Genomic DNA, 19144 nt, shown 5'->3' on the forward strand with positions numbered 1-19144 from the left:
GGCTACGCGCCAGCCATCCGATACGTCCCGCCAATCACGGGATCGCCCTCGGTCGCGACCACGCCGCGGGCGACCAGATCTTCCAGGTGCGCCAGCACGGAATAGCCGGCGGCCGTCGTCAGCCTCGGATCGATGCCGATATAGATCGCGCGGACCATGGTCGGGATGTCGGTCTCGCCCTTGGCGAGGCGGTGCAGGATCGAGGCCTCGCGCGCCTTGCGATGACGGATCAGGAAGCGCACGAAGCGCTGGCCGTCGGGGATCTCGGGGCCATGGCCGGAGAAGTAGAGATCCTCCTCGCGTGCGGCGAGCCGGTCGAGCGAGTCCATGTAGTCGATCATCGAGCCGTCGGGCGGCGCCACGATCGAAGTCGACCAGCCCATCACGTGATCGCCGACGAAGTTGAACTTTCGCTCCGGCCAGGCGAATGCCAGATGATTGGCGGTGTGCCCCGGCGTCGCCACGGCCTCGAGCCGCCAGCCGTCGCCTTCGACGACATCGCCATGGGCGACCTTGACGTCCGGTGCAAAATCGCGGTCGGCGCCGGATTCCGGATTGTGCTTCTCGCTCTCGAAACGCGGGCGCGAGGCGCGGTGCGGGCCCTCGGCATAAACCGGCGCGCCGGTCGCCTGCTTGATCCGCGCGGTGTTCGGTGAATGGTCGCGATGGGTGTGGGTGACGAAGATATGGCTCACCGTCTCGCCGCGCACGGCATCGAGCAGCGCAGCCGCATGGGCCGCATCCTCCGGACCGGGATCGATGATCGCGACATTGCCCTTGCCGACGATGTAGCTGACCGTGCCGGTGAAGGTGAACGGGCTCGGATTGTTGCAGAGCACGCGGCGCACGCCGGGTCGGACTTCCTCGACGATGCCGGCTTTGAGCGGAAAGTTGCGGTTGAACGGGACGTCGTCATTGTCGGACATGGCTTGCTCATACTGCTGACTTCGTCATGCCCGGCCTTGTGCCGGGCATCCACGTTCCTCGCGCGGCCTAAGACGTCGATGGCCGGGTCGTCTCGCGCGAAGACGCGCTTCGCGCTTTTGCCCGGCCATGACGTCGAAGAGTTTCCTGCCGCGGAACCTTACGAGCTCAGAAGAACGCCTGAATGCCCGTGATGGCGCGGCCCAGGATCAGCGCGTGGACGTCGTGGGTGCCCTCGTAGGTGTTGACCGTCTCGAGGTTATGGACGTGGCGCATCACATGGTACTCGATCGAGATGCCGTTGCCGCCGTGCATGTCGCGCGCGACACGGGCGATGTCGAGGGCCTTGCCGCAATTGTTGCGCTTCATGATCGAGATCATCTCGGGCGCGAACTTGCCCTCGTCCATCAGGCGGCCGACGCGAAGCGAGCCCTGCAGGCCGAGCGCGATCTCGGTCTCCATGTCGGCGAGCTTCTTCTGCACGAGCTGGGTCGCGGCGAGCGGCTTGCCGAACTGCTTGCGGTCGAGCGTGTACTGGCGCGCGCGATGCATGCAGTCCTCGGCCGCGCCGAGCGCGCCCCAGGAGATGCCGTAGCGGGCGCGGTTGAGGCAGCCGAACGGCCCCTTGAGGCCGGAGACGTTGGGCAGCAGCGCGTCTTCGGGAACCACGACGCCGTCCATCACGACCTCGCCGGTGATGGAGGCGCGAAGCGAGAGCTTGCCGCCGATCTTCGGCGCGGAGAGGCCCTTCATGCCCTTCTCCAGCACGAAGCCGCGGATCTGGTTGTCGTGCGCGGCCGATTTGGCCCAGACCACGAACACGTCGGCGATCGGCGCGTTGGAGATCCACATCTTGCTGCCCGTGAGGCGGTAGCCGTCCGCGACCTTCTCGGCGCGCGTCTTCATGCCGGCCGGATCGGAGCCGGCATCAGGCTCGGTCAGGCCGAAGCAGCCGACCCACTCGCCGCTGGCGAGCTTCGGCAGATACTTCTTGCGCTGGTTCTCGTCGCCATAGGCGTAGATCGGATACATCACCAGCGAGGACTGCACCGAGTTCATCGAGCGATAGCCGGAATCGACCCGCTCGATCTCGCGCGCGACGAGGCCATAGGCGACGTAGCTCGCATTGGCGCAGCCATATTCCTCCGGCAGCGTAATGCCGATCAGGCCGAGCTCGCCCATTTCGTTGAAGATCTCGCGATCGGTCGTCTCTTCGAGATAGGCCTTGGAGACGCGCGGCAGCAGCTTGTCCTGGGCATAGGCGCGGGCAGTGTCTCGCACCATGCGCTCGTCTTCGGTGAGTTGCTCGTCGAGCAGGAACGGATCGTCCCATTGGAAAGAAGCCGCAGCCGGCTTGTCCTTGGCCTGAGGGCGCACGCTCATGAAACGTCCTTTCGTCTGGTTCCGTCAGAAATTGCCCGACAAACTAAAGCGCCGCGGCAACAAGTGCAATTGCATCCTGGTTCGGTCATTCCGGATCGCGCAACGGCGCGAACCCAGCAACGGCGTCGTCAGCTCTCGAGCTGTTCGTTGGCGACGATCTCGATGCCGAAGCCCGACAGGCCCTTGTAGTCGTGCACCGAGGAGGTGAGATGCCGGATCGAGGTGACGCCGAGGTCGCGCAAGATCTGCGCGCCGACGCCGACCTCGCGCCACTGGCGGTTGCGGTCGGCCTCCGTCGCCGACTCGTCCGGCAGCGCCGCCACGGGGACACCGGCCGCGCCGTCGCGCAAGTAAACCAGCACCCCTCGGCCGGATTTCTTGAAATGCTCGAGCACGGCGGCCATGCGCTTGTGCCCGGTGAAGATGTCCTTGACGATGTTCGGCTTGTGAAAGCGCGTCAGCACGTTCTTGCCGTCGCCGACGCCGTTATAGACGAAAGCGACGTGGGCGATGGAATCGAACGGCGAACGGTAGGCATAGCCTTGCAAGGGTCCGATCGGGCTTTCGGTGACGAAGGTCGAGACCCGCTCGATCAGCTTCTCGCGCGCCTGACGGTAGGCGATCATGTCCGCGATGGTGACGTGCTTCAGCTTGTGCTTGGCCGCGAACTGCGCGACCTGCTCGCCCTTCATCACGCTGCCGTCGTCGTTCATCAATTCGCTGATGACGCCGACCGGCGGCAGGCCGGAGAGCTTGCAGAGATCGACGGCGGCCTCGGTATGGCCCGAGCGCAGCAGCACGCCGCCATCCTTGGCGATCAGCGGGAAGATGTGGCCGGGCCGGGCGAAATCGTTGGCGCCGACATTGGGATTGGACAGCGCGCGGCAGCAGGAGGCGCGCTCCTCGGCGGAGATGCCGGTGCCGCCATCAGGCTTGTAGTCGATCGACACCGTGAAGGCGGTGGTGTGCGCGGAATCGTTGTGGGCCACCATCGGATCGAGCCGCAGGCGGCGCGCGTCCTCGGTCGTCACCGGCGCGCAGACGATGCCTGACGTATGGCGGATGATGAACGCCATCTTCTCGGCGGTGCAGAGCGAGGCGGCGACGATCAGATCGCCCTCACCCTCACGGTCCTCGTCGTCGGTGACGACCACGAGCTCACCCCGGGCAAAGGCCTGCAAGACTTCCTGAACGCTATCGGGCATGTCCCAATCTCTATCGGTTATGCCGGGAGGCTTAGCCGGACTTGAGCCGGGGCGCTAGTGTCCTGGACGCAACCGCATATTCCGGGCAGCGGGCCATCGGAGGCCAGCCTTGCACCCCAGCCTTGCACCGAAGATACCAGGGATATAGGCGCAGACGGCCGGAGCGGAAGGCGGCCGAGCGCCGTCAGGGCAGCACTTCGCGGCGTTCGCCGAGCCGCTGGTCGAGCTCGGCGCGCTTGTCGGCCAGAAGGCCGGCCTGCGCGGCCTCAATGACCGTGAACAGCTCATGAGCGTCGCTGAGCCGGGTCACGGTGACGTAGCTTGCGCCGGCCGCATAGAGCTCGTCCACGTCCGACAGGAGATCGGCCGTGGCCACGATCAGGGCGGTCGGATTGAGCGCGCGGACGTGGCGGACCAGCTTCTCGTTGCTGGCGCCCTTCAGCAGCGAATCCGGCACGCTGAGGATGATCATCTCGGACTTGCCGACGCCGGCATGGAGCAGCGTATCCGCGCTGCTGATGTCGCCATAGATCACGTGCAGGCCGCGCGACAGCAACGTCTGGTACACATTGGGGTTGAAATCGACCACGGTGATCTGCTCGAGCAGCACCGGCGTCTGCCGTTCGATCTCGGCCAGCAGCGCGCTCGCCGCACGGAAAAAACCGAGGATGACGATACGGCGGGCCTCGCCATGGCCGCCCTCGTGCCCCTCCTCGGCATGGCCGTTGCCGTGATCGAGGTCGCGCAGGCCGATCCGCTTCAGGGGGCCGATCGCCCAGCGGGTGATCTCGTCGCTGCGGCTCATCGCAAAGGTCGAGAGCACCGCGAGCACCACGAAGGCGAAGGAGGCGGCATTCGCCGTCTGCGCTGCGATATGGTGATCGGCGACGCCGGTCTGGATCACCACCAGCGAGAACTCGGAGATCTGCGCGAGGTTCAGCGCCGGCAACAGGCTGGCGCGCAAGCCCTGCTTCATCAGATAGAGCGGCGTGAAGGTGGTGACGAGGCGGCTCACCACCGTGAAAGCCGCGATCATCAGCGCCAGCCCGATCACGGAGAGGCCGGGGACGGGAATGGTCATGCCGAGTGCGACGAAGAACAGGGTGATGAAGAAGTCGCGCAGCGTGGTGACCTTGGCGGTGACGTCGAGCGCGTAGGGAAAGGTCGAGAGCGAGACGCCGGCGATCAGGGCGCCCATCTCGCGCGACAGCGACAGCCGCTCGGCGGTCTCGGCGACGAGAAAGCACCAGGCCAGCGCGCCGAGCAGGATCAGCTCGGGCCGCCGGGCGATCTGGTGGAACAGCCGCGGCAGCACGTAGCGGCTGACCAGCAGAGCTGCGGCGACCAGCACCGCGACACGGCCGATCGAGAGCAGGATGACGCTGGCCTGCAGATTGGCGAGGCTCGGCTGCACCGCCAGAAACAGGATGGCGAAGATGTCCTGGAGCACCAGCACGCCGAGCGTGATGCGCCCTGGCAGCGTGTCGAGCTCGCGTTTCTCGTAGAGCACCTTGACGATGATGACGGTGCTCGACAGCGCGCAGGCGACGCAGAGATAGACCGCATCGAAGTGCCCGCCCCCGAGTGACAGGCCGATGCCGACGAAGAACAGGACCCCGAGCAGGCAGCCGCCGAGGAGCTGGCCGCCCGCCGCGAACAGGATCACCTTTCCCGCCCGCACGATCTTCTTCAGATCGATCTCCAGGCCGATCATGAACAGCATGAAGATCAGGCCGAGCTCGGAGATGACGCCGATCGATTCCTGCGAATGGACCCAGCCCGCGCCGAATGGACCTATGCAAAAGCCGGCGATAAGATAGGCCAGAATGAGCGGCTGCCGGGAGAAATGGGCGAGCAGGCCCAGCATCCAGGCAAATAGAATACAGAGAGTGATGTCGCGAATGAGCTCATGCATGCCAAATTGGTCCGTTTTGCCGCACCCTAGAGGCGGGTTGCGGCGCGGCAAGCGAGCAATTCGTCACATGCGAAAAGGGCTGTTCGCAGCAATGCTGCTATGTCCCCTCGCCTTTGCCGTGCCCGCCGTCGCACAATCCAAGGTCAATATTGAACAGAACTTTGCCGATTCCCTCACCGCGCAGCCGAAGGAGGAACTCGCAATCTCCGGTGGTTTCTACGTGCCTGCCTATTCCAGCGTCGCAATGAGCCAGGGCAAGCTGCGCGTCGACTTCTCGGTGACCTTGAGTGTTCACAACGCCTCCGAGACGCAAGCACTGGTGATCAAACGCATCGCCTATTTCGACACCGCAGGCAAGCAGGTCGAGAGTTATCTGAAGGCGCCGGTGGCCGTGAGGCCGCTGGCCACAGTCTCGATCTTCATTCCGACCGACGACGTGCGCGGCGGGACCGGGGCCAATTTCCTCGTCGACTGGGCCGCGACAGGCGAGATCGCCGAGCCCGTGGTCGAGGCCCTGATGGTTGGCGGCGTCGCCAATGCGCATTACGCTTTCATCAGCCAGGGCCGTCCGACTAGGACGGCCACAAAGAAGTGAGTCCGTCCGACCCGGACGGTTGGCAGGAAGTAAGGCCGTCCGACCCGGGCGGTTGGCCAGGAAACAAGATTGGCCGGCGCAACGCCGGCTGGCTCAACAAGAACAAAACGAGGAACACCCCCATGACGTCCAGCTTCGATTTCGCACCCCTGTTTCCGGCAGGGCTGCCGGCCCCTTCTGCGCGCTGGACGGGGCTTGCCAAATACAGTTTCGTGGGCGGCAACAACGATTCCGAGCAACTGCCGCTCGAGGGCCTGATCGAGGCGACCACCTCAGCGTTACAGCGCGAAGGCCGGTCGCTCGCGACCTACGGTCTGGCGCATGGCCCGCAGGGCTACCTGCCCTTGCGCGAATTCCTGGTGACGAAGCTCAAGCGCGATGCCGGCATCAACTGCACCGTCGACGATCTCCTGATCGTGTCCGGCTCGCTCCAGGCGCTCGACCTCGTCAACGCGACGCTGCTGACCCGCGGCGACACAGTGATCTTCGAGCAGGACAGCTATCAGGGCTCGCTGACCCGCCTGGCACGGCTCGGCGTCAATGTGGTCGGCGTCCCCCTCGACAAGGACGGCATGCGCATGGACGTGCTGGCCGCGACGCTGGCCGACCTGAAGAGCCGCGGGATCCGGCCGAAATACATCTACACCATTCCGACGGTGCAGAATCCGACCGGCAGCATCATGCCCGAGAGCCGACGCACTGAGCTGGTACGGCTCGCGACCGAGTATGGCGTGCCCATCTTCGAGGACGATTGCTATGCCGACCTCGTCTGGTCAGGGAAGCGCCCGCCGGCGATTCATGCGATGAGCCCGAACGGCGGCGTGATTCATATCGGCTCGTTCTCCAAGTCGATCGCGCCGGCGCTGCGCGTCGGCTTCATCGTGGCGCCCTGGGAGGTGATGTCGCGGATGCTGGCGCTGAAGACGGATGCCGGCTCCGGCGCGCTGGAGCAGATGGTGCTCGCCGCCTATTGCAAGCCGCATTTCGCAAGCCACGTGCCGGCCCTGACCAAGGCGCTGCGCACCAAGCTCGACACGCTGATGGAGGCGCTGAACGAGCAGTTCGGGACGGCCGCCGAGTTCGAGGAGCCCAAGGGCGGCATCTTCCTCTGGGTGAAGCTGCCCGACCAGGTCGATACGCTGAAACTCTATCAGGCCGCTCTCACCGCCGGAGTCTCGATCAATCCGGGGCCGGAATGGTCGACCAACAAGAGCCATGCCAGCTCGCGCCTCAGGCTGTGTTTTGCGAGTCCGACGCACCAGCAGATCCGCGAGGGCGTCGCCGTGCTGGCCGAGGTCTGCCGCAAGGAATTCGGGGTGCCGGCCCGGAGTGCCAATGTTGAGAAGCGGGCCTGAGGCCGCGGCCTCACGCCTCGACGTGAAACTCCACGTTGACTTGGCCGCTCCCGGAGGACGGAAAATAGTCGCAGAGCTGCTCGGCGGCGCCGCGGTAGTCGTACCAGCCAAGCGCGGCGAACAGCATGATGGTGTCGGCCATGCCGCCTTCGCCGTTGCACTTGGTGGCGTAATCCGGAAGCATGTCGAGGAATTCGCGATAGCGGCGGCTCTGCCACAGCTCGAGCACGCGCAGATCGACCTGACGGTTGAACTCGCTGGCGACCGACGTCCAGGCCTCGGGGCCCAGCTTCTTGTTCGGCCAGAGCCGATGCGAGAGCGAACCGCTGGCGATGATTGCGACGCGTTCACGGGATTCATCGATCGCGCGGCGGGTCGCTTCACCGAGGATCCGGCTCTCCTCGAAGGAGGTGAATAGCGGCGAGGCGACCGAGACGACCTTCGCGAAGCCGTCCCGGTTCAGGTAGTGCATCGGCACGACGGTGCCGTATTCGAGCCCGAGGCTGGCCACCTGATGGGCGATCACGTTCAGGCCGGCGTCCCCGGCCCTATCAGCGATGGCTTCGGCCAGGCGCGTGTCGCCCGGCAAATCGTAGCGCAGATCCTGGATCATCTGCGGCGCCTCGTGGCTCGTGAACGAGCCGCAATGCCGCGCATTGGCATTGATGTGGTAGCCGAAATTGGAGAGCCAGTGGGTGTCGAACACCACAAAGCAGGTCACGCCGCGCTCCTTCGCCCGCCGGCCGAGCTCGCGCAAAGACCTGACCGCCGGCTCGCGCGCATCGCGTAACGGGCTGCCGGGTTGCTCCGACAGCATCAGCGATGGAACGTGGGTGACCTTGGCCGCGAGTACGAGTTGCCCCATGGCGGTCACCCCGAAGCGTCAGGCCGCCTGTGGCTGGCTGCCGTGGATCGCGGAGGCCAGCCTCAGCAAGAGGACGATCGAGACGTTGCCCTTGCCGGCCTCGATCTGGGCGATATAGCGCTCGGAAATCCCGGAACGGCGGGCCAGCTCGCGGCGCGACAGGGCGCAGCGCATGCGCGAGGACCGCAAGCGATCGCCCAGCTCGGTCAGAAACGCGGTCTCGGAATAAGGCGGCACGGCGCAGCTCCCCGGCAGCACTTCGCCCGCAAAATCCATGACTTGATTCAGCATTGGTCTATCCAGGTTCGCCTTCGGGAAGCGCCATCCTACGCCGGAAAAGACCGGCCTCATTGACGCGGATCAAATTCGCGAGCGATCGGCGGCAGCCATGGACGGAAGCGGACGGGATGCTACACTTTGGAATTCTTCGAGGCGGGGTTTCTTCAGGACATGACGCGTTGTTTGAGCCGCTGGATCGCGGCTGCGATGCTGTGGGCGGCGATCACCTCCACGGCAGGTGCCGAGACACTGACCGCGACGGTCGAGCAATGGGGCCTGCTCGGCTCGTGGGCGGTCGATTGCGCAACCGGGCCTGACCGCGACAAGGGCGCGCTCCTGACTTACGAAATCCGGAAGGACGGCCGGGTGATGTACCGGCGCAATTTCGGCGAGGCCAGGGACGAGAACGAGGTGGTGTCGGCCAGGGTCAGCGCCGAGGGCCTGCTCAATGTGATGGTGTACTTCCCCTCGCTGCACCAGGCCCGTGAGTTCGGGCTGCTGCTGGCGAAGGACGGCAGCAGCCTGCGCGCGATCTACAATCGCAGCGAGCGCGGCGAGTACACGATCAGGGACGGCAAGTACGTCGCCACCGGCGCGCCGACGCCGGCGCAGCAACGCTGCGATTAGTCTCCTGAACAGCTGTTCAGAATTCTCCCGCGTTTCCTCCGGAACGTTCGCGCCAATGCGCGGTTTAAATGTGCATTCGATTGGAGGAGGACATCATGAAGAAGCTTGGTTATGTGGTTGCGGCCCTGGGTGCGCTCGTGATCGCGGCGCCGACGCTGGCGAGCGCGGAGACGGTGGTGATCAAGCGCGGCGGCTACCACCACCATCATCACGGGCCGTACGGCGCTCGCGCCGAATTCCGCGGCCATCGTGACCATGGTTGGCATCGTGGCTGGCACAATCGCGACAAGGTCGTGGTGATCAAGCGCAGCCATCGCCATCACAACTGGGACTAATCCAGAGCGCATATGGAAATGGCCCCTCACGGGGCCATTTCTCTTGCGCGCAGTCTTGTAGGGTGGGCAAAGCGACTTGTCCGCCATAGCTCGAGGAGCGACGGCGGAAGCGTCGCCCACCGCTTCCGTAGTGATCAAGGAGAAGTGGTGGGCACGGCGCAAGGGCGCCTTTGCCCACCCTACGATTATTCTGCGTTCGCAGGGCGTGTTGACGAAGCTAATCCCACGCCGGCGCGAAGCCCGGATTGACGCAGCGGCGATCCTTGGGCAGCGCCGCGATCTTGTTGCGGTCGGCATCGTCGAGCGTGATCTTCAGCGCATCGAGATTGGCTTGCTGGCTCTCCCGGCGCGAGGCCTTCGGAATCGCGGCGACGCCGTCCTGGTCGAGCAGCCATTTCAGCGCCACCTGCGCAGCGGTTGCGTTGTGCCTGGCGCCGATCTCGGCCAGCACCGGCTCCGAGGCAATGCGCCCTTGCGCGAGCGGACAATAGGCCACCAGCGGGATCGACTTCGCGGCGAGATAGGCCAGCACCTTCGATTGATCGAGCATTGCGTGATATTCGATCTGGTTGCAGGCGATCGGCACCCTGATGTCCTCGACCACGGTCTTGAGCAGCGCCGTGGTGAAATTGGCAACGCCAATCGCCCGCGTGCGCCCCTCCTGCTTCAGCTTCATCAATGTCTCGAACACCGCACCCCAGTTCGCCGCCTTCGACGGCCAGTGCACGAGATAGAGATCGACATGATCGAGCCTGAGCTTGTTCAGGCTCGCATCGAAGGCGCGGCGGATCGCGTCGGGGCCGAGGTTCTCATGCCAGACCTTGGTCGTGACGTGCAGCTCGCCGCGCGGGAGGCGAGCCGCGGCAAGGGCAGCGCCGATGGATTCTTCGTTGGCGTACATCTCGGCGGTGTCGATGTGGCGATAGCCGATCGACAGCGCGCTATCGACTGCGGCGCGGCAGGCATCGCCCTGCATGCGGAAGGTGCCGAGGCCGAGCTTGGGCATGCTGATGCCCTGGGTCTTCAGATTGTCCATGAACAGGCTCCTGTCGTTCAACCCGCTGGATGCACGCGGCGTTGCCGCGTGGGCAGACTCTTTGGTGATGGAAAAGAGGTGGCGGGAGTGAGGAGCATAGCCCGGCATGGGCAGCGCGGCCAATCAAGATCGGGTTAGCATTGCACGCACGATTCCTCTCAGCCGTCATGCCCGGGACGAGCCCGGCCATGACAACTGGGCTCATAATCGCCCCGCCCCTCACGAATGCTGTGCCACCACGGCAGGTCGTGCCTGCGGCTGCGGCTCGAGATCGACCGACCAGAGGTCGCGATTGTCCACGTCTTTCAAGGTCACAGTCATCACGCCGCTGGCACCGTCGATGTCGACGCGGCCGAAGAATTGCAGTCCGAAACACGGCGCCAAATTCTCGCCCTGCGCCGCGCTACAGCCGTTCTGGTACAGCGCGACCGGACCAAAGGTGTTGTCGAGCTCGCCCGGGCCCCAGGTGCCGGCGTGCAGCGGGCCAGAGACGAACTCCCAGAACGGCTCGAAGTCTTGAAACTGCGCCTTGCCGGGATCGTAATAATGCGCGGCGGTGTAATGCATGTCGGCGGTCAGCCAGACGATGTTGCGCACGCCGGCGCGCTTGATGGAGGCCAGAAGGTCGGCGATCTCGTGCTCGCGCCGGTCGGGCGGCCCATCGCCGAGCGCGACGGCATCCAGGCTGACCAGGCCGATCGGCAAATCGGCCGCGATCACCTTCCAGGTCGCGCGCGAGGCCGCGAGCTCGCGCTTCAGCCAGGCGAGTTGCTCGGCACCCAAAATCCAGCCGCGGTGATCGCCGCCCTTGTTCCAGCTGTCGTCGCGATAGCTGCGCATGTCGATCATGAAGACGTCCAGCAGCGGGCCGTAGGCGATCTTGCGATAGACCCGGCCTTGCCGCGCGCCGATATCGCGGATCGGCATGAAGTCGAAGAAGGCGCGGCGGGCGCGCGCGACCAGGCGCGGGGTGCCGTCGTCGTCATAACCGGCCTCGTCATGGCTGCCGGCCGGTGACCAGTCGTTGGTGACCTCGTGGTCGTCCCATTGCGCGAACATCGGCACCTCGGCGTGGAAGGCGCGAAAATTCTCGTCGAGATGGTTGTATCTGTAATTGCCGCGAAACTGCCCCAGTGTGTGCGCGACCTCGGACTTTTCCTCGGTCACGAGGTTGCGCCAGATCTCGCCGTTCGGCAGCCTCTGCTCGGAAGGAACCGTGCAGTCGGCGTAGATGTGATCTCCGGAGTGGATGAAGAAATCCGGACGGTTATCGAGCATGGTGCGATAGCTGCGATAGCCGCCGCGCGAAACGTCGATACCCCAGCCCTGCCCCGCGACATCCCCGGACCACACGAACGAGATCGACCGGCCCGCGGCCGGCGCGGTGCGGAAATGGCCGACGCGGCTTTCGCCGGCAATGCCGGCCGCGATGTCGTCGAAGCGCACGCGGTAGAAGATATCCTGGCCGGGCGGCAGATCGTTCAGCAGCAGCTTTGCGGTGAAATCCGCATCAAGCAGAGCGTCGCGCGAAGCTGACGCGATGATGGTCTCGAAGCTCTCGACGGTCGAGCATTCCACCTGCATCCGCGCGGGGCGGTCGGCGCGCGCCCAGATCACGGCGGAGTCCCCAGAGACGTCGCCGGACTGGATACCGCCCGCGATCTGCGGCCGATCGGCGGCGCGGCTGAGGTGTGGCGTTGCGAGCGTGCCGAGCGAGGCGACGGCGAGGCTGGAGGTCGAGCGGACCAGGAATTGCCGCCGGGTCCATGCGCGCGAAGCGCGGAGCGTTGCCATTCAGGAAACCTTCGTCGAATCGCGACGGAAGGTGCCTGCGCTCCTTGACTCCTACCCTTACGGTTTCTTGACCCCGCGCCTACGGTTTTGCGACGCGCCGATGACGCGCTCAGACCGGGTTAACGCTGCCAGTTGCAGATGCCGCCGGAGCGGCACGGCCAGGTCTGGATGCGGGTATCCCTCGCCTGCGCATCCAGCGGATTGCCGTGGCGATGCGCGAGTTTGGTCCGGGCTGCGCCGCGCGGCTGGGCAGGCCTGGCGTGCGCAACCTTCGGCTCGGCCGCACGGACGCGTTCGGCCGCAACCTTCTTCGGCGTGTCGACGGGTGCGGCGCGGGCCTGCGCCTCATTGCCGCCTCGCGCTTCCAGCGCAACCGGAGCGAAGTGCGTCTCGGGCCCGAGACGTTTCGGCGACAGCACGGCCTTGGAGAGATCGAGGCCGAGATATTCGTCTGGCTTGTAGTCGTCAGCGCGCGCGAAGCCGCCCCATGCGATCACGAGGGCAACGGCAACTGCAAAAGGAACGCTTTTCAGGACCACGGACGCCTCCTGAAATTGATTTTGAAAGGGATATTTTATCCTTATTTAGGAGGCCTCGCTTGCGATTCCAGCGGCCAAGTGCCGCCGTGGTTAAGAAGTTTAGCGGTGTCAAGCGACCTTTCGCGTCGCCGCCGTCCCATCCAGGAACCCCATCAAACGGCTACGGATGATCTGTTCCGCCTCGGTCATGATCCGATCGACGAGTTCCTTGCAGGAGGGGATGTCGTGGATCAGGCCGGCGACCATGCCGCAGCTCCACGCGCCGGCGTCCATCTGTCCCTCCAGCATGATCCTGGGATAGACGCCCGCGACCTGATCGTGGATGTCGTCGATCTTCAGCTTGTCGCCCTTCTCGCGCTCGATCTCGATCAGGCGATCGACATTGGCGTTCCTCAGCACGCGCTCGGTGTTGCGCAGGCTGCGCATGATCAGGCGGGTGTCGAGCTCGGTCGCGGCGACCAGCGCATTCTTCACGTTCTGATGCACGGGCGCTTCCTTGGTGGCGATGAAGCGCGTGCCCATGTTCATGCCGGCGGCACCCAGCGACAATGCCGCGACGAGGCTGCGCCCGTCCGCCATGCCGCCGGAGGCGACGAAGGGGATCTTCAATTCCTCCGCCGCGCGCGGCAGCAGGATCATGTTGGGAATGTCGTCCTCGCCGGGATGACCGCCGCACTCGAAGCCGTCGACGCTGACGGCATCGCAGCCGATCCGCTCGGCCTTGAGTGAGTGACGCACCGAGGTGCATTTGTGGATGACCTTGATGCCCGCCGCCTTCAGCGCCGGCATGTATTGTTCGGGGCTGCGGCCGGCCGTCTCCACCGCCTTGATGCCACCCTCGACGATGGCCGCGATGTATTCCGGATAGGGCGGCGCCGCGAAGGTCGGCAGGAAGGTGAGGTTCACGCCGAACGGCTTGTCGGTCATGTCGCGGCAGCGCGCGATCTCCTTGGCGAGCAATTCCGGCGTCTTCTGCGTTAGGCCGGTGATGATGCCGAGCCCGCCGGCATTCGACACGGCGGCGGCCAGCTCGGCAAAGCCGACGAAATGCATGCCGCCCTGGATGATGGGGTGCTCGATGCCGAACAGCTCGGTGATCGCGGTCTTCACTTAATTCGCCTCCCGGAATTTGCTCAGATCGGGTTCAGTCTAGCCGGACTTTTGCGCCGCGGTCACCATTTCTCTCCGACGGTGGATCTCCATTTCGAGGGTCCCCGAGGCCCACACCTCGCGAGGGCCCCGCTGCCATTCGTGAACGCCGGCTCAAAAAGAAGCGCGGCACAGTGCGTGCCGCGCTCGTCTCTGACGTCTCACGGGAAGCCCGCCTGTCTCAGTGCGTCTTCGTCTCGTGCCATTTCTCGAGATCGGGCTTCTCCTCGTCCGATCCCTGCTCCTTCTCCGGATTGCCCTTCCAGGGCTTGTCCGTCTGCCGGTGCGAACCCCAATCGTTCTGCTGCCGGGGATCGTCGTTAGGCCGTTCCTTGCTCATCGATCTCCCTTTCCGTGAACGTCAAGCAAAGGGAACACCATAATAGGAGTTGATGCCGCGCACCGCGGCATCATCACCCCAGTTCCAATCGCTTCGTTCGCCATATTTCGGCGCCCCTTCCAGTTCCTTGGTGGTGATGCCGGTGACATACCCGCCAAGCTCCGTGTCGTATTTCAGCGACTGCCAGGGCAACGGGTAGTGGTCGTTGCCGAGGCCCAGGAATCCGCCGAAGCCAAGCACGGCGTAGGACACCCTGCCGCTGACCTTGTCGATCATCACGCGTTCGATCGAACCGATCCGGTTGCGGTCGGCGCCGTAAACCGACGTTCCCTCGACCTTGTCGCTGCCGATCAGCCGTCCCATCTCGCTGCGGCCCAGCTCGCCTTGATTCAGCATCTCAATCCTCCACTCAGCCAATGTGAATCAACCGGATGAGCAAGCGATCGTTCCGGCGCCGATGTTCCCGGAAGTGGACCAGGAACATCGCAGGGAAGGAGCCGTTCTCTGAACTTCACGCACAACCGAGAGCCACGCGCGATGTCCCAGACCGTCTCCGACTTCATCGTCCAGCGTCTGCATCAATGGGGCGTGCGGCACATCTTTGGCTATCCCGGCGACGGCATCAACGGCGTGTTCGGCGCGATGAACCGGGCCCAAGGCAAGGAAGGCGAGATCGGCTTCGTGCAGGCGCGGCACGAGGAGATGGCGGCATTCATGGCCAGCGCCTACGCAAAATTCTCAGGGCAGCTCGGCGTCTGCATCGCGACCTCGGGCCCGGGTGCCTCGCATCTCATCACCGGGCTCTACGATGCGCTGCTCGATCACCAGCCGGTGCTGGCGATTGTCGGCCAGCAGGCCCGCAACGCTCTCGGCGGGCACTATCAGCAGGAGATCGACCTTCTCTCCATGTTCAAGGACGTCGCCGGTGCCTACGTCATGCAGGCATCCTCGCCTGCGCAAGTGCGACACTTGATCGACCGAGCCGTGCGGATCGCGCTGGCGCGGCGGGCCCCGACCGTGATCATCCTGCCCAACGACCTGCAGGAAGAGCCTTACGAGAGCCCGCCGCGTGCACACGGCACGCTGCATTCCGGCATTGGTTATAGCGCGCCCAGCATCATGCCACGTGAGGCCGATCTCGATCGCGCCGCGGAAGTGCTCAATGCCGGCAAGAAGGTCGCGATGCTCGTCGGCGCCGGCGCCCTTGGCGCCACCGACGAGGTGATCGCCGTCGCTGACCGGCTCTCGGCCGGCTGCGCCAAGGCGCTGCTCGGCAAGGCAGCACTGCCCGACGACCTGCCATGGGTCACCGGCTCGATCGGCCTGCTCGGCACCGAGCCCAGCTACAACATGATGATGGAGTGCGACACGCTGCTGATGGTCGGCTCTGCCTTCCCCTATGCCGAGTTCCTGCCGAAGGAAGGCGCGGCCCGCGGCGTGCAGATCGACATCGACGCCGGCATGATGTCGATCCGCTTTCCCATGGAGGTCGGCCTCGTGGGCGATGCCGCCGAGACGCTGCGCGCTCTGTTGCCGCGGCTGAAGCCCAAGAGCGACGGCGCCTGGCGCCAAAGTATCGAAGCTGACGTCGCGACATGGTGGAAGACGCTGGATGGCCGGGCACATCAGCCGGCGGCGCCCGTCAATCCGCAGCTCGTCGCCTGGGAATTGTCCCCGCGCCTGCCCGACCGTGCGATCATCACCAGCGATTCCGGCTCTTGCGCCAATTGGTTCGCCCGCGACCTGAAGATGCGCCGCGGCATGACGGCCTCGCTCTCCGGCGGCCTCGCCTCGATGGGCGCCGCAGTGCCCTATGCGCTCGCCGCCAAATACGCCCATCCGGACCGTCCGGTAATCGCGCTGGTCGGCGACGGCGCAATGCAGATGAACAACATGGCCGAATTGATCACCGCCGCGAAATACTGGCGCTCCTGGCGCGACCCGCGCTTCGTCGTCTGCGTCTTCAACAACGAGGACCTCAACCAGGTGACCTGGGAGCAGCGCATCATCAACGGCGATCCCAAATTCGAAGCCTCGCAGCGCATTCCCGACGTCTCCTATTCACGCTTCGCCGAGCTCATCGGCCTGCGCGGCATCTTCGTCGACACCCCACAGTTGCTCGGCTCGGCCTGGGAGCAGGCGCTGGCAAGCGAGATGCCCGTCGTGCTGGAGGTGAAGACCGATCCCGAAGTGCCGCCGCTGCCGCCGCATATCACGCTTCAGCAGGCCAAGAACTTCTCGCTCGCCCTCTTGAAGGGCGATCCGAACGAGAGCGGGATGATCAAGGGAGCAGCGCGGCAGGTGCTCGAAACGATCCTGCCCGGAAAGCAATGAGGTCAACCATGAGCGACTTTCGCGACATCCAGCACGGCGTCAACGATCCCGTCGATGGCGTCGATGTAAAATACCATTTCAACGACAACAAGACTCCGCACGAGCGCGCGCAGCGCCATGCCGATGTGCGTGCCGAAGCCACGGCCGTCGCCGCTGAGCCGTTTCTCCCCGAGCGGCTGCGACGCAAGCCGACCGATCCCATCAATCCGCGCACCGGGCGGAATCCGGCGGATTAATCGTTAGGAACCTCGGCGCATACGACGTGTTGATCGGCGCAATATCGCGCGGCAAGAGGCCGCGCGCCCACTCGGAGGGACCGAACCATGAGACGTACCATCATCGCCCTTGCCTGCGTGCTTGTCGCAGGGCCCGCGCTCGCCCAATCTCTTGGCGAGAAGACCGGCGTCAATTCGGCGCTCGGTGTCGCGCCAACGACTGCCGACTTCGTCAAGCAGGTCGCCATCAGCGACATGTTCGAGATCGAGTCGAGCAAGCTCGCTACGCAAAAGGGCAACGCGCAGGAGAAGAGCTTCGCGCAGCAGATGGTGACCGACCACACCAAGACCAGCACCGAGCTCAAGGGTCTCGTCGGTGACGGCAAGGTGCAGGCGACCCTTCCGACGGCGCTCGACAGCTCGCACCAGAGCAAGCTCGACAAGCTCAAGAGCGCGAATGGCAAGGACTTCAGCTCGGACTACAATTCCTACCAGGTGAGCGCCCATGAGGATGCCGTGTCGCTGTTCGAGCGCTACGCCAAGGGCGGCGACAATTCGGCGCTGAAGGATTGGGCCGGCAAGACTCTGCCGGCGCTCAAGCACCATCTCGACATGGCCAAGGAGCTCGGCAAGGCGCCGAGCGTCGGCCAGGCGAAGTAAACCTCGAACGAGGGCGCCGGCGTGGCCGGCGCCCCGCGGGCCTGGTGCCGACGCGGCCGAACCCAGGAACCTTCGTTGATTCCGGGCTTTACAAATTTGTCATGAAGAACATCTCGCCTGCGGACCGATGGCGCTCGTAACAGTCAAACCCACCCGGATCGATACGGCGATCGCGAACGAGATCGCGCACCACACCAACTCCGGCCTCGAGCATGCGGCCCAGACATTGACCTGGGGCGCCGACGAGCATGTGCTCATCGCGCTCGCCGCCGCGGGATGGCTCTACACCCGGCTGCGGCAACCGCAGCAGCGTCGCGTTGCAGATCACATTCTCATGGTCTCGCTGGCGACAGCCGTGCTGCCGCATGTTCTCAAATCCGTGTTCGATCAGACCAGGCCGGACCGGCTGACGGTGGCCGGCCACTGGCGCGGCGTCCCCTTCTCGGGGCGATCACGCGACGCATTTCCCTCCGGTCACGCCGTGCACATGGGCGCCCTCGCCTCGGCGGCCGACCTGTTGCCGCCTGCCCGGCGTCAGGCGGTCCGCTTCGTTGCCGTGGCGCTGTCGTTGACGCGCATCGTGGTGCTGGCGCATTGGGCCAGCGACGTGGTGGCCGGTTTCGCGCTCGGCGTCGCCGTCGAGCGACTGTTCAGGCCGTTCACGCTGGCGAAGCGGCGGTCCAAGGCCTCACGGATACGGCCATGACCGAATACCTCCTGCGCTTCATCGCCGGCGGCCTGATCGTCTCTGCCTTCTCCATCCTGGGCGACATGCTGCGGCCGAAGAGCTTTGCCGGCCTGCTCGGCGCGGCGCCGTCGGTCGCTCTGGCCACCCTCAGCATCGCCGTCGTCCAGCACGGCCCGCAATATGTCGCCGCCGAAAGCTGGACGATGATCTATGGTGCCATCGCACTCGGCTGCTACAGCATCGTCGTCTGCCATCTCCTGATGAGGTTTCATTTCTCCGCACTGCCAGCCACCATTCTCGCTTTTGCCGCATGGCTCGTCGTCGCCTTCGCTCTGCTCGCGGGTTTCGGAGGTGCTGCCTGATGCTGGTCAAGATGTCTGCATCGGCGCTGAAACAGACTCGGTGGTACGAGTACGGTATCCGCTTTCTGCTCGGCGGACTGGCGACGGTCCTCGCGGGAGCCGTGACCACAGGTTTCGGCGTCTCCGTCGGCGGCCTCTTCCTCGCGCTCCCCGCCATCTTCTGCGCCAGTGCAACGCTGATCGAAAGCCATGAGCGCCGCGCCAAGGAAAAGGCCGGCCTCAGCGGAGACAGACGCGGGCAGCAGGCCGCAGCGCTCGATGCCGCCGGTGCCGGCCTTGGGAGCATCGGTCTCGCAGCGTTCGCTGCAGTCTTTTATCTCGTGGTTTCGACAACCGTGATCGGCGCATTCGTCGCCGCCATCCTGGTATGGGCGGCCGTGTCGGTGTCGGCTTGGTGGCTGCGGCGAAAGCTTCGCATCACCTCGAGGACCGTGCAGACCAAACGCATGGGGCCATCAGCGAGGGGCCGCGGCCTCTTCCCGTAGCATCAGAAAGCCGTACATCTCGGCGGCCGTCTGAAGCTGATCGATGCGCGCAAGAACAA

Annotated in this window: 22 protein-coding genes; 10 read left to right on the forward strand and 12 right to left on the reverse strand. The window is 65.0% G+C overall.

Annotated elements, in window-relative coordinates; all coding sequences use genetic code 11:
• Nucleotides 1-2: 2 nt before the first annotated feature.
• The 4 genes from CIT37_RS29905 to CIT37_RS29920 all read right to left on the reverse strand — a co-directional run bounded on the left by CIT37_RS29905 (nt 3) and on the right by CIT37_RS29920 (nt 5427).
• Nucleotides 3-926 carry an MBL fold metallo-hydrolase gene (locus CIT37_RS29905; RefSeq protein WP_095426974.1) on the reverse strand — a complete coding sequence of 308 codons (924 nt, stop codon included), beginning with the start codon at nt 924-926 and terminating at the stop codon, nt 3-5.
• A 166-nt stretch (nt 927-1092) separates the two neighbouring features.
• Nucleotides 1093-2307: an acyl-CoA dehydrogenase gene (locus tag CIT37_RS29910; protein ID WP_028144024.1), complete on the reverse strand. Its 1215-nt coding sequence runs from the start codon at nt 2305-2307 to the stop codon at nt 1093-1095.
• Nucleotides 2308-2435: 128 nt separating this feature from the next.
• Nucleotides 2436-3512, reverse strand: a complete 1077-nt coding sequence (gene ribB / locus CIT37_RS29915) for a 3,4-dihydroxy-2-butanone-4-phosphate synthase (RefSeq protein WP_038950571.1) — start codon at nt 3510-3512, stop codon at nt 2436-2438.
• Nucleotides 3513-3696: 184 nt separating this feature from the next.
• Nucleotides 3697-5427 (reverse strand): cation:proton antiporter domain-containing protein, encoded by a 1731-nt coding sequence (locus tag CIT37_RS29920; protein WP_028144026.1) that lies wholly within the window; start codon nt 5425-5427, stop codon nt 3697-3699.
• A 67-nt stretch (nt 5428-5494) separates the two neighbouring features.
• Here CIT37_RS29920 and CIT37_RS29925 point away from each other — a divergent pair, with 67 nt between their 5' ends.
• Complete coding sequence (locus tag CIT37_RS29925) at nt 5495-6022, forward strand: DUF3124 domain-containing protein (protein ID WP_161966503.1); 528 nt, start codon at nt 5495-5497, stop codon at nt 6020-6022.
• A gap of 122 nt (nt 6023-6144) precedes the next feature.
• A complete protein-coding gene (locus tag CIT37_RS29930) occupies nt 6145-7377 on the forward strand; it encodes an aminotransferase-like domain-containing protein (protein ID WP_095426972.1) in 1233 nt (410 codons plus the stop codon).
• Between the two features lie 10 nt (nt 7378-7387).
• Here CIT37_RS29930 and hpaD read toward each other — a convergent pair whose 3' ends face one another.
• Both hpaD and CIT37_RS29940 read right to left on the reverse strand, forming a co-directional pair.
• Nucleotides 7388-8242, reverse strand: coding sequence for a 3,4-dihydroxyphenylacetate 2,3-dioxygenase (gene hpaD, locus CIT37_RS29935; RefSeq protein ID WP_095426971.1), 855 nt, complete (start codon nt 8240-8242; stop codon nt 7388-7390).
• A gap of 18 nt (nt 8243-8260) precedes the next feature.
• The gene (locus CIT37_RS29940; RefSeq protein ID WP_161966504.1) at nt 8261-8533 is read right to left on the reverse strand and encodes a helix-turn-helix domain-containing protein; all 273 of its coding nucleotides are present in this window, start codon (nt 8531-8533) and stop codon (nt 8261-8263) included.
• A gap of 159 nt (nt 8534-8692) precedes the next feature.
• Between CIT37_RS29940 and CIT37_RS29945 the strand changes: the two genes are divergently transcribed.
• Nucleotides 8693-9148, forward strand: a complete 456-nt coding sequence (locus CIT37_RS29945) for a hypothetical protein (RefSeq protein ID WP_028144030.1) — start codon at nt 8693-8695, stop codon at nt 9146-9148.
• A 95-nt stretch (nt 9149-9243) separates the two neighbouring features.
• Nucleotides 9244-9483: a hypothetical protein gene (locus CIT37_RS29950; protein WP_028144031.1), complete on the forward strand. Its 240-nt coding sequence runs from the start codon at nt 9244-9246 to the stop codon at nt 9481-9483.
• Between the two features lie 217 nt (nt 9484-9700).
• On the opposite strand, the gene CIT37_RS29955 is transcribed toward CIT37_RS29950, so the two are convergent.
• The 6 genes from CIT37_RS29955 to CIT37_RS29980 form a co-directional block, all read right to left on the reverse strand.
• On the reverse strand, nt 9701-10519 hold the full coding sequence (locus CIT37_RS29955) for an aldo/keto reductase (protein ID WP_095426969.1): 819 nt from the start codon (nt 10517-10519) through the stop codon (nt 9701-9703).
• A 219-nt stretch (nt 10520-10738) separates the two neighbouring features.
• Nucleotides 10739-12313, reverse strand: coding sequence for an alkaline phosphatase D family protein (locus CIT37_RS29960; protein ID WP_095426968.1), 1575 nt, complete (start codon nt 12311-12313; stop codon nt 10739-10741).
• Nucleotides 12314-12432: 119 nt separating this feature from the next.
• On the reverse strand, nt 12433-12852 hold the full coding sequence (locus CIT37_RS29965; RefSeq protein ID WP_028144034.1) for a hypothetical protein: 420 nt from the start codon (nt 12850-12852) through the stop codon (nt 12433-12435).
• A 108-nt stretch (nt 12853-12960) separates the two neighbouring features.
• Nucleotides 12961-13962: an NAD(P)H-dependent flavin oxidoreductase gene (locus CIT37_RS29970; protein ID WP_028144035.1), complete on the reverse strand. Its 1002-nt coding sequence runs from the start codon at nt 13960-13962 to the stop codon at nt 12961-12963.
• A 220-nt stretch (nt 13963-14182) separates the two neighbouring features.
• Nucleotides 14183-14341, reverse strand: coding sequence for a hypothetical protein (locus tag CIT37_RS29975; protein ID WP_018321727.1), 159 nt, complete (start codon nt 14339-14341; stop codon nt 14183-14185).
• A gap of 21 nt (nt 14342-14362) precedes the next feature.
• Nucleotides 14363-14737: a PRC-barrel domain-containing protein gene (locus CIT37_RS29980; RefSeq protein ID WP_028144036.1), complete on the reverse strand. Its 375-nt coding sequence runs from the start codon at nt 14735-14737 to the stop codon at nt 14363-14365.
• A gap of 141 nt (nt 14738-14878) precedes the next feature.
• On the opposite strand from CIT37_RS29980, the gene CIT37_RS29985 reads away from it, so the two are divergent.
• The 6 genes from CIT37_RS29985 to CIT37_RS30010 all read left to right on the forward strand — a co-directional run bounded on the left by CIT37_RS29985 (nt 14879) and on the right by CIT37_RS30010 (nt 19085).
• Nucleotides 14879-16675, forward strand: coding sequence for a thiamine pyrophosphate-requiring protein (locus tag CIT37_RS29985; RefSeq protein WP_028144037.1), 1797 nt, complete (start codon nt 14879-14881; stop codon nt 16673-16675).
• Nucleotides 16676-16683: 8 nt separating this feature from the next.
• Nucleotides 16684-16911, forward strand: a complete 228-nt coding sequence (locus CIT37_RS29990) for a hypothetical protein (protein ID WP_028144038.1) — start codon at nt 16684-16686, stop codon at nt 16909-16911.
• An 87-nt stretch (nt 16912-16998) separates the two neighbouring features.
• Complete coding sequence (locus tag CIT37_RS29995; protein ID WP_095426967.1) at nt 16999-17550, forward strand: DUF4142 domain-containing protein; 552 nt, start codon at nt 16999-17001, stop codon at nt 17548-17550.
• A 127-nt stretch (nt 17551-17677) separates the two neighbouring features.
• Nucleotides 17678-18256, forward strand: coding sequence for a phosphatase PAP2 family protein (locus CIT37_RS30000; RefSeq protein WP_095426966.1), 579 nt, complete (start codon nt 17678-17680; stop codon nt 18254-18256).
• Nucleotides 18253-18600 (forward strand): DUF3147 family protein, encoded by a 348-nt coding sequence (locus CIT37_RS30005; protein WP_028144041.1) that lies wholly within the window; start codon nt 18253-18255, stop codon nt 18598-18600. Before CIT37_RS30000 ends, CIT37_RS30005 begins: the two co-directional genes overlap by 4 nt.
• A complete protein-coding gene (locus CIT37_RS30010) occupies nt 18600-19085 on the forward strand; it encodes a hypothetical protein (protein ID WP_038972659.1) in 486 nt (161 codons plus the stop codon). The genes CIT37_RS30005 and CIT37_RS30010 overlap by 1 nt, the downstream gene beginning before the upstream one ends.
• Nucleotides 19086-19144 lie beyond the last annotated feature (59 nt).

This window comes from Bradyrhizobium ottawaense (assembly GCF_002278135.3).
Taxonomy (GTDB): domain Bacteria; phylum Pseudomonadota; class Alphaproteobacteria; order Rhizobiales; family Xanthobacteraceae; genus Bradyrhizobium; species Bradyrhizobium ottawaense.

What these genes read in the sequence shown, in the direction of transcription:
- CIT37_RS29905 (WP_095426974.1), bottom strand. Translation starts at nt 926, where the DNA reads ATGTCCGACAATGACGACGTCCCGTTCAACCGCAACTTTCCGCTCAAA.
- CIT37_RS29910 (WP_028144024.1), bottom strand. Translation starts at nt 2,307, where the DNA reads ATGAGCGTGCGCCCTCAGGCCAAGGACAAGCCGGCTGCGGCTTCTTTC.
- ribB (WP_038950571.1), bottom strand. Translation starts at nt 3,512, where the DNA reads ATGCCCGATAGCGTTCAGGAAGTCTTGCAGGCCTTTGCCCGGGGTGAG.
- CIT37_RS29920 (WP_028144026.1), bottom strand. Translation starts at nt 5,427, where the DNA reads ATGCATGAGCTCATTCGCGACATCACTCTCTGTATTCTATTTGCCTGG.
- CIT37_RS29925 (WP_161966503.1), top strand. Translation starts at nt 5,495, where the DNA reads ATGCGAAAAGGGCTGTTCGCAGCAATGCTGCTATGTCCCCTCGCCTTT.
- CIT37_RS29930 (WP_095426972.1), top strand. Translation starts at nt 6,145, where the DNA reads ATGACGTCCAGCTTCGATTTCGCACCCCTGTTTCCGGCAGGGCTGCCG.
- hpaD (WP_095426971.1), bottom strand. Translation starts at nt 8,242, where the DNA reads ATGGGGCAACTCGTACTCGCGGCCAAGGTCACCCACGTTCCATCGCTG.
- CIT37_RS29940 (WP_161966504.1), bottom strand. Translation starts at nt 8,533, where the DNA reads ATGCTGAATCAAGTCATGGATTTTGCGGGCGAAGTGCTGCCGGGGAGC.
- CIT37_RS29945 (WP_028144030.1), top strand. Translation starts at nt 8,693, where the DNA reads ATGACGCGTTGTTTGAGCCGCTGGATCGCGGCTGCGATGCTGTGGGCG.
- CIT37_RS29950 (WP_028144031.1), top strand. Translation starts at nt 9,244, where the DNA reads ATGAAGAAGCTTGGTTATGTGGTTGCGGCCCTGGGTGCGCTCGTGATC.
- CIT37_RS29955 (WP_095426969.1), bottom strand. Translation starts at nt 10,519, where the DNA reads ATGGACAATCTGAAGACCCAGGGCATCAGCATGCCCAAGCTCGGCCTC.
- CIT37_RS29960 (WP_095426968.1), bottom strand. Translation starts at nt 12,313, where the DNA reads ATGGCAACGCTCCGCGCTTCGCGCGCATGGACCCGGCGGCAATTCCTG.
- CIT37_RS29975 (WP_018321727.1), bottom strand. Translation starts at nt 14,341, where the DNA reads ATGAGCAAGGAACGGCCTAACGACGATCCCCGGCAGCAGAACGATTGG.
- CIT37_RS29980 (WP_028144036.1), bottom strand. Translation starts at nt 14,737, where the DNA reads ATGCTGAATCAAGGCGAGCTGGGCCGCAGCGAGATGGGACGGCTGATC.
- CIT37_RS29985 (WP_028144037.1), top strand. Translation starts at nt 14,879, where the DNA reads ATGTCCCAGACCGTCTCCGACTTCATCGTCCAGCGTCTGCATCAATGG.
- CIT37_RS29990 (WP_028144038.1), top strand. Translation starts at nt 16,684, where the DNA reads ATGAGCGACTTTCGCGACATCCAGCACGGCGTCAACGATCCCGTCGAT.
- CIT37_RS29995 (WP_095426967.1), top strand. Translation starts at nt 16,999, where the DNA reads ATGAGACGTACCATCATCGCCCTTGCCTGCGTGCTTGTCGCAGGGCCC.
- CIT37_RS30000 (WP_095426966.1), top strand. Translation starts at nt 17,678, where the DNA reads ATGGCGCTCGTAACAGTCAAACCCACCCGGATCGATACGGCGATCGCG.
- CIT37_RS30005 (WP_028144041.1), top strand. Translation starts at nt 18,253, where the DNA reads ATGACCGAATACCTCCTGCGCTTCATCGCCGGCGGCCTGATCGTCTCT.
- CIT37_RS30010 (WP_038972659.1), top strand. Translation starts at nt 18,600, where the DNA reads ATGCTGGTCAAGATGTCTGCATCGGCGCTGAAACAGACTCGGTGGTAC.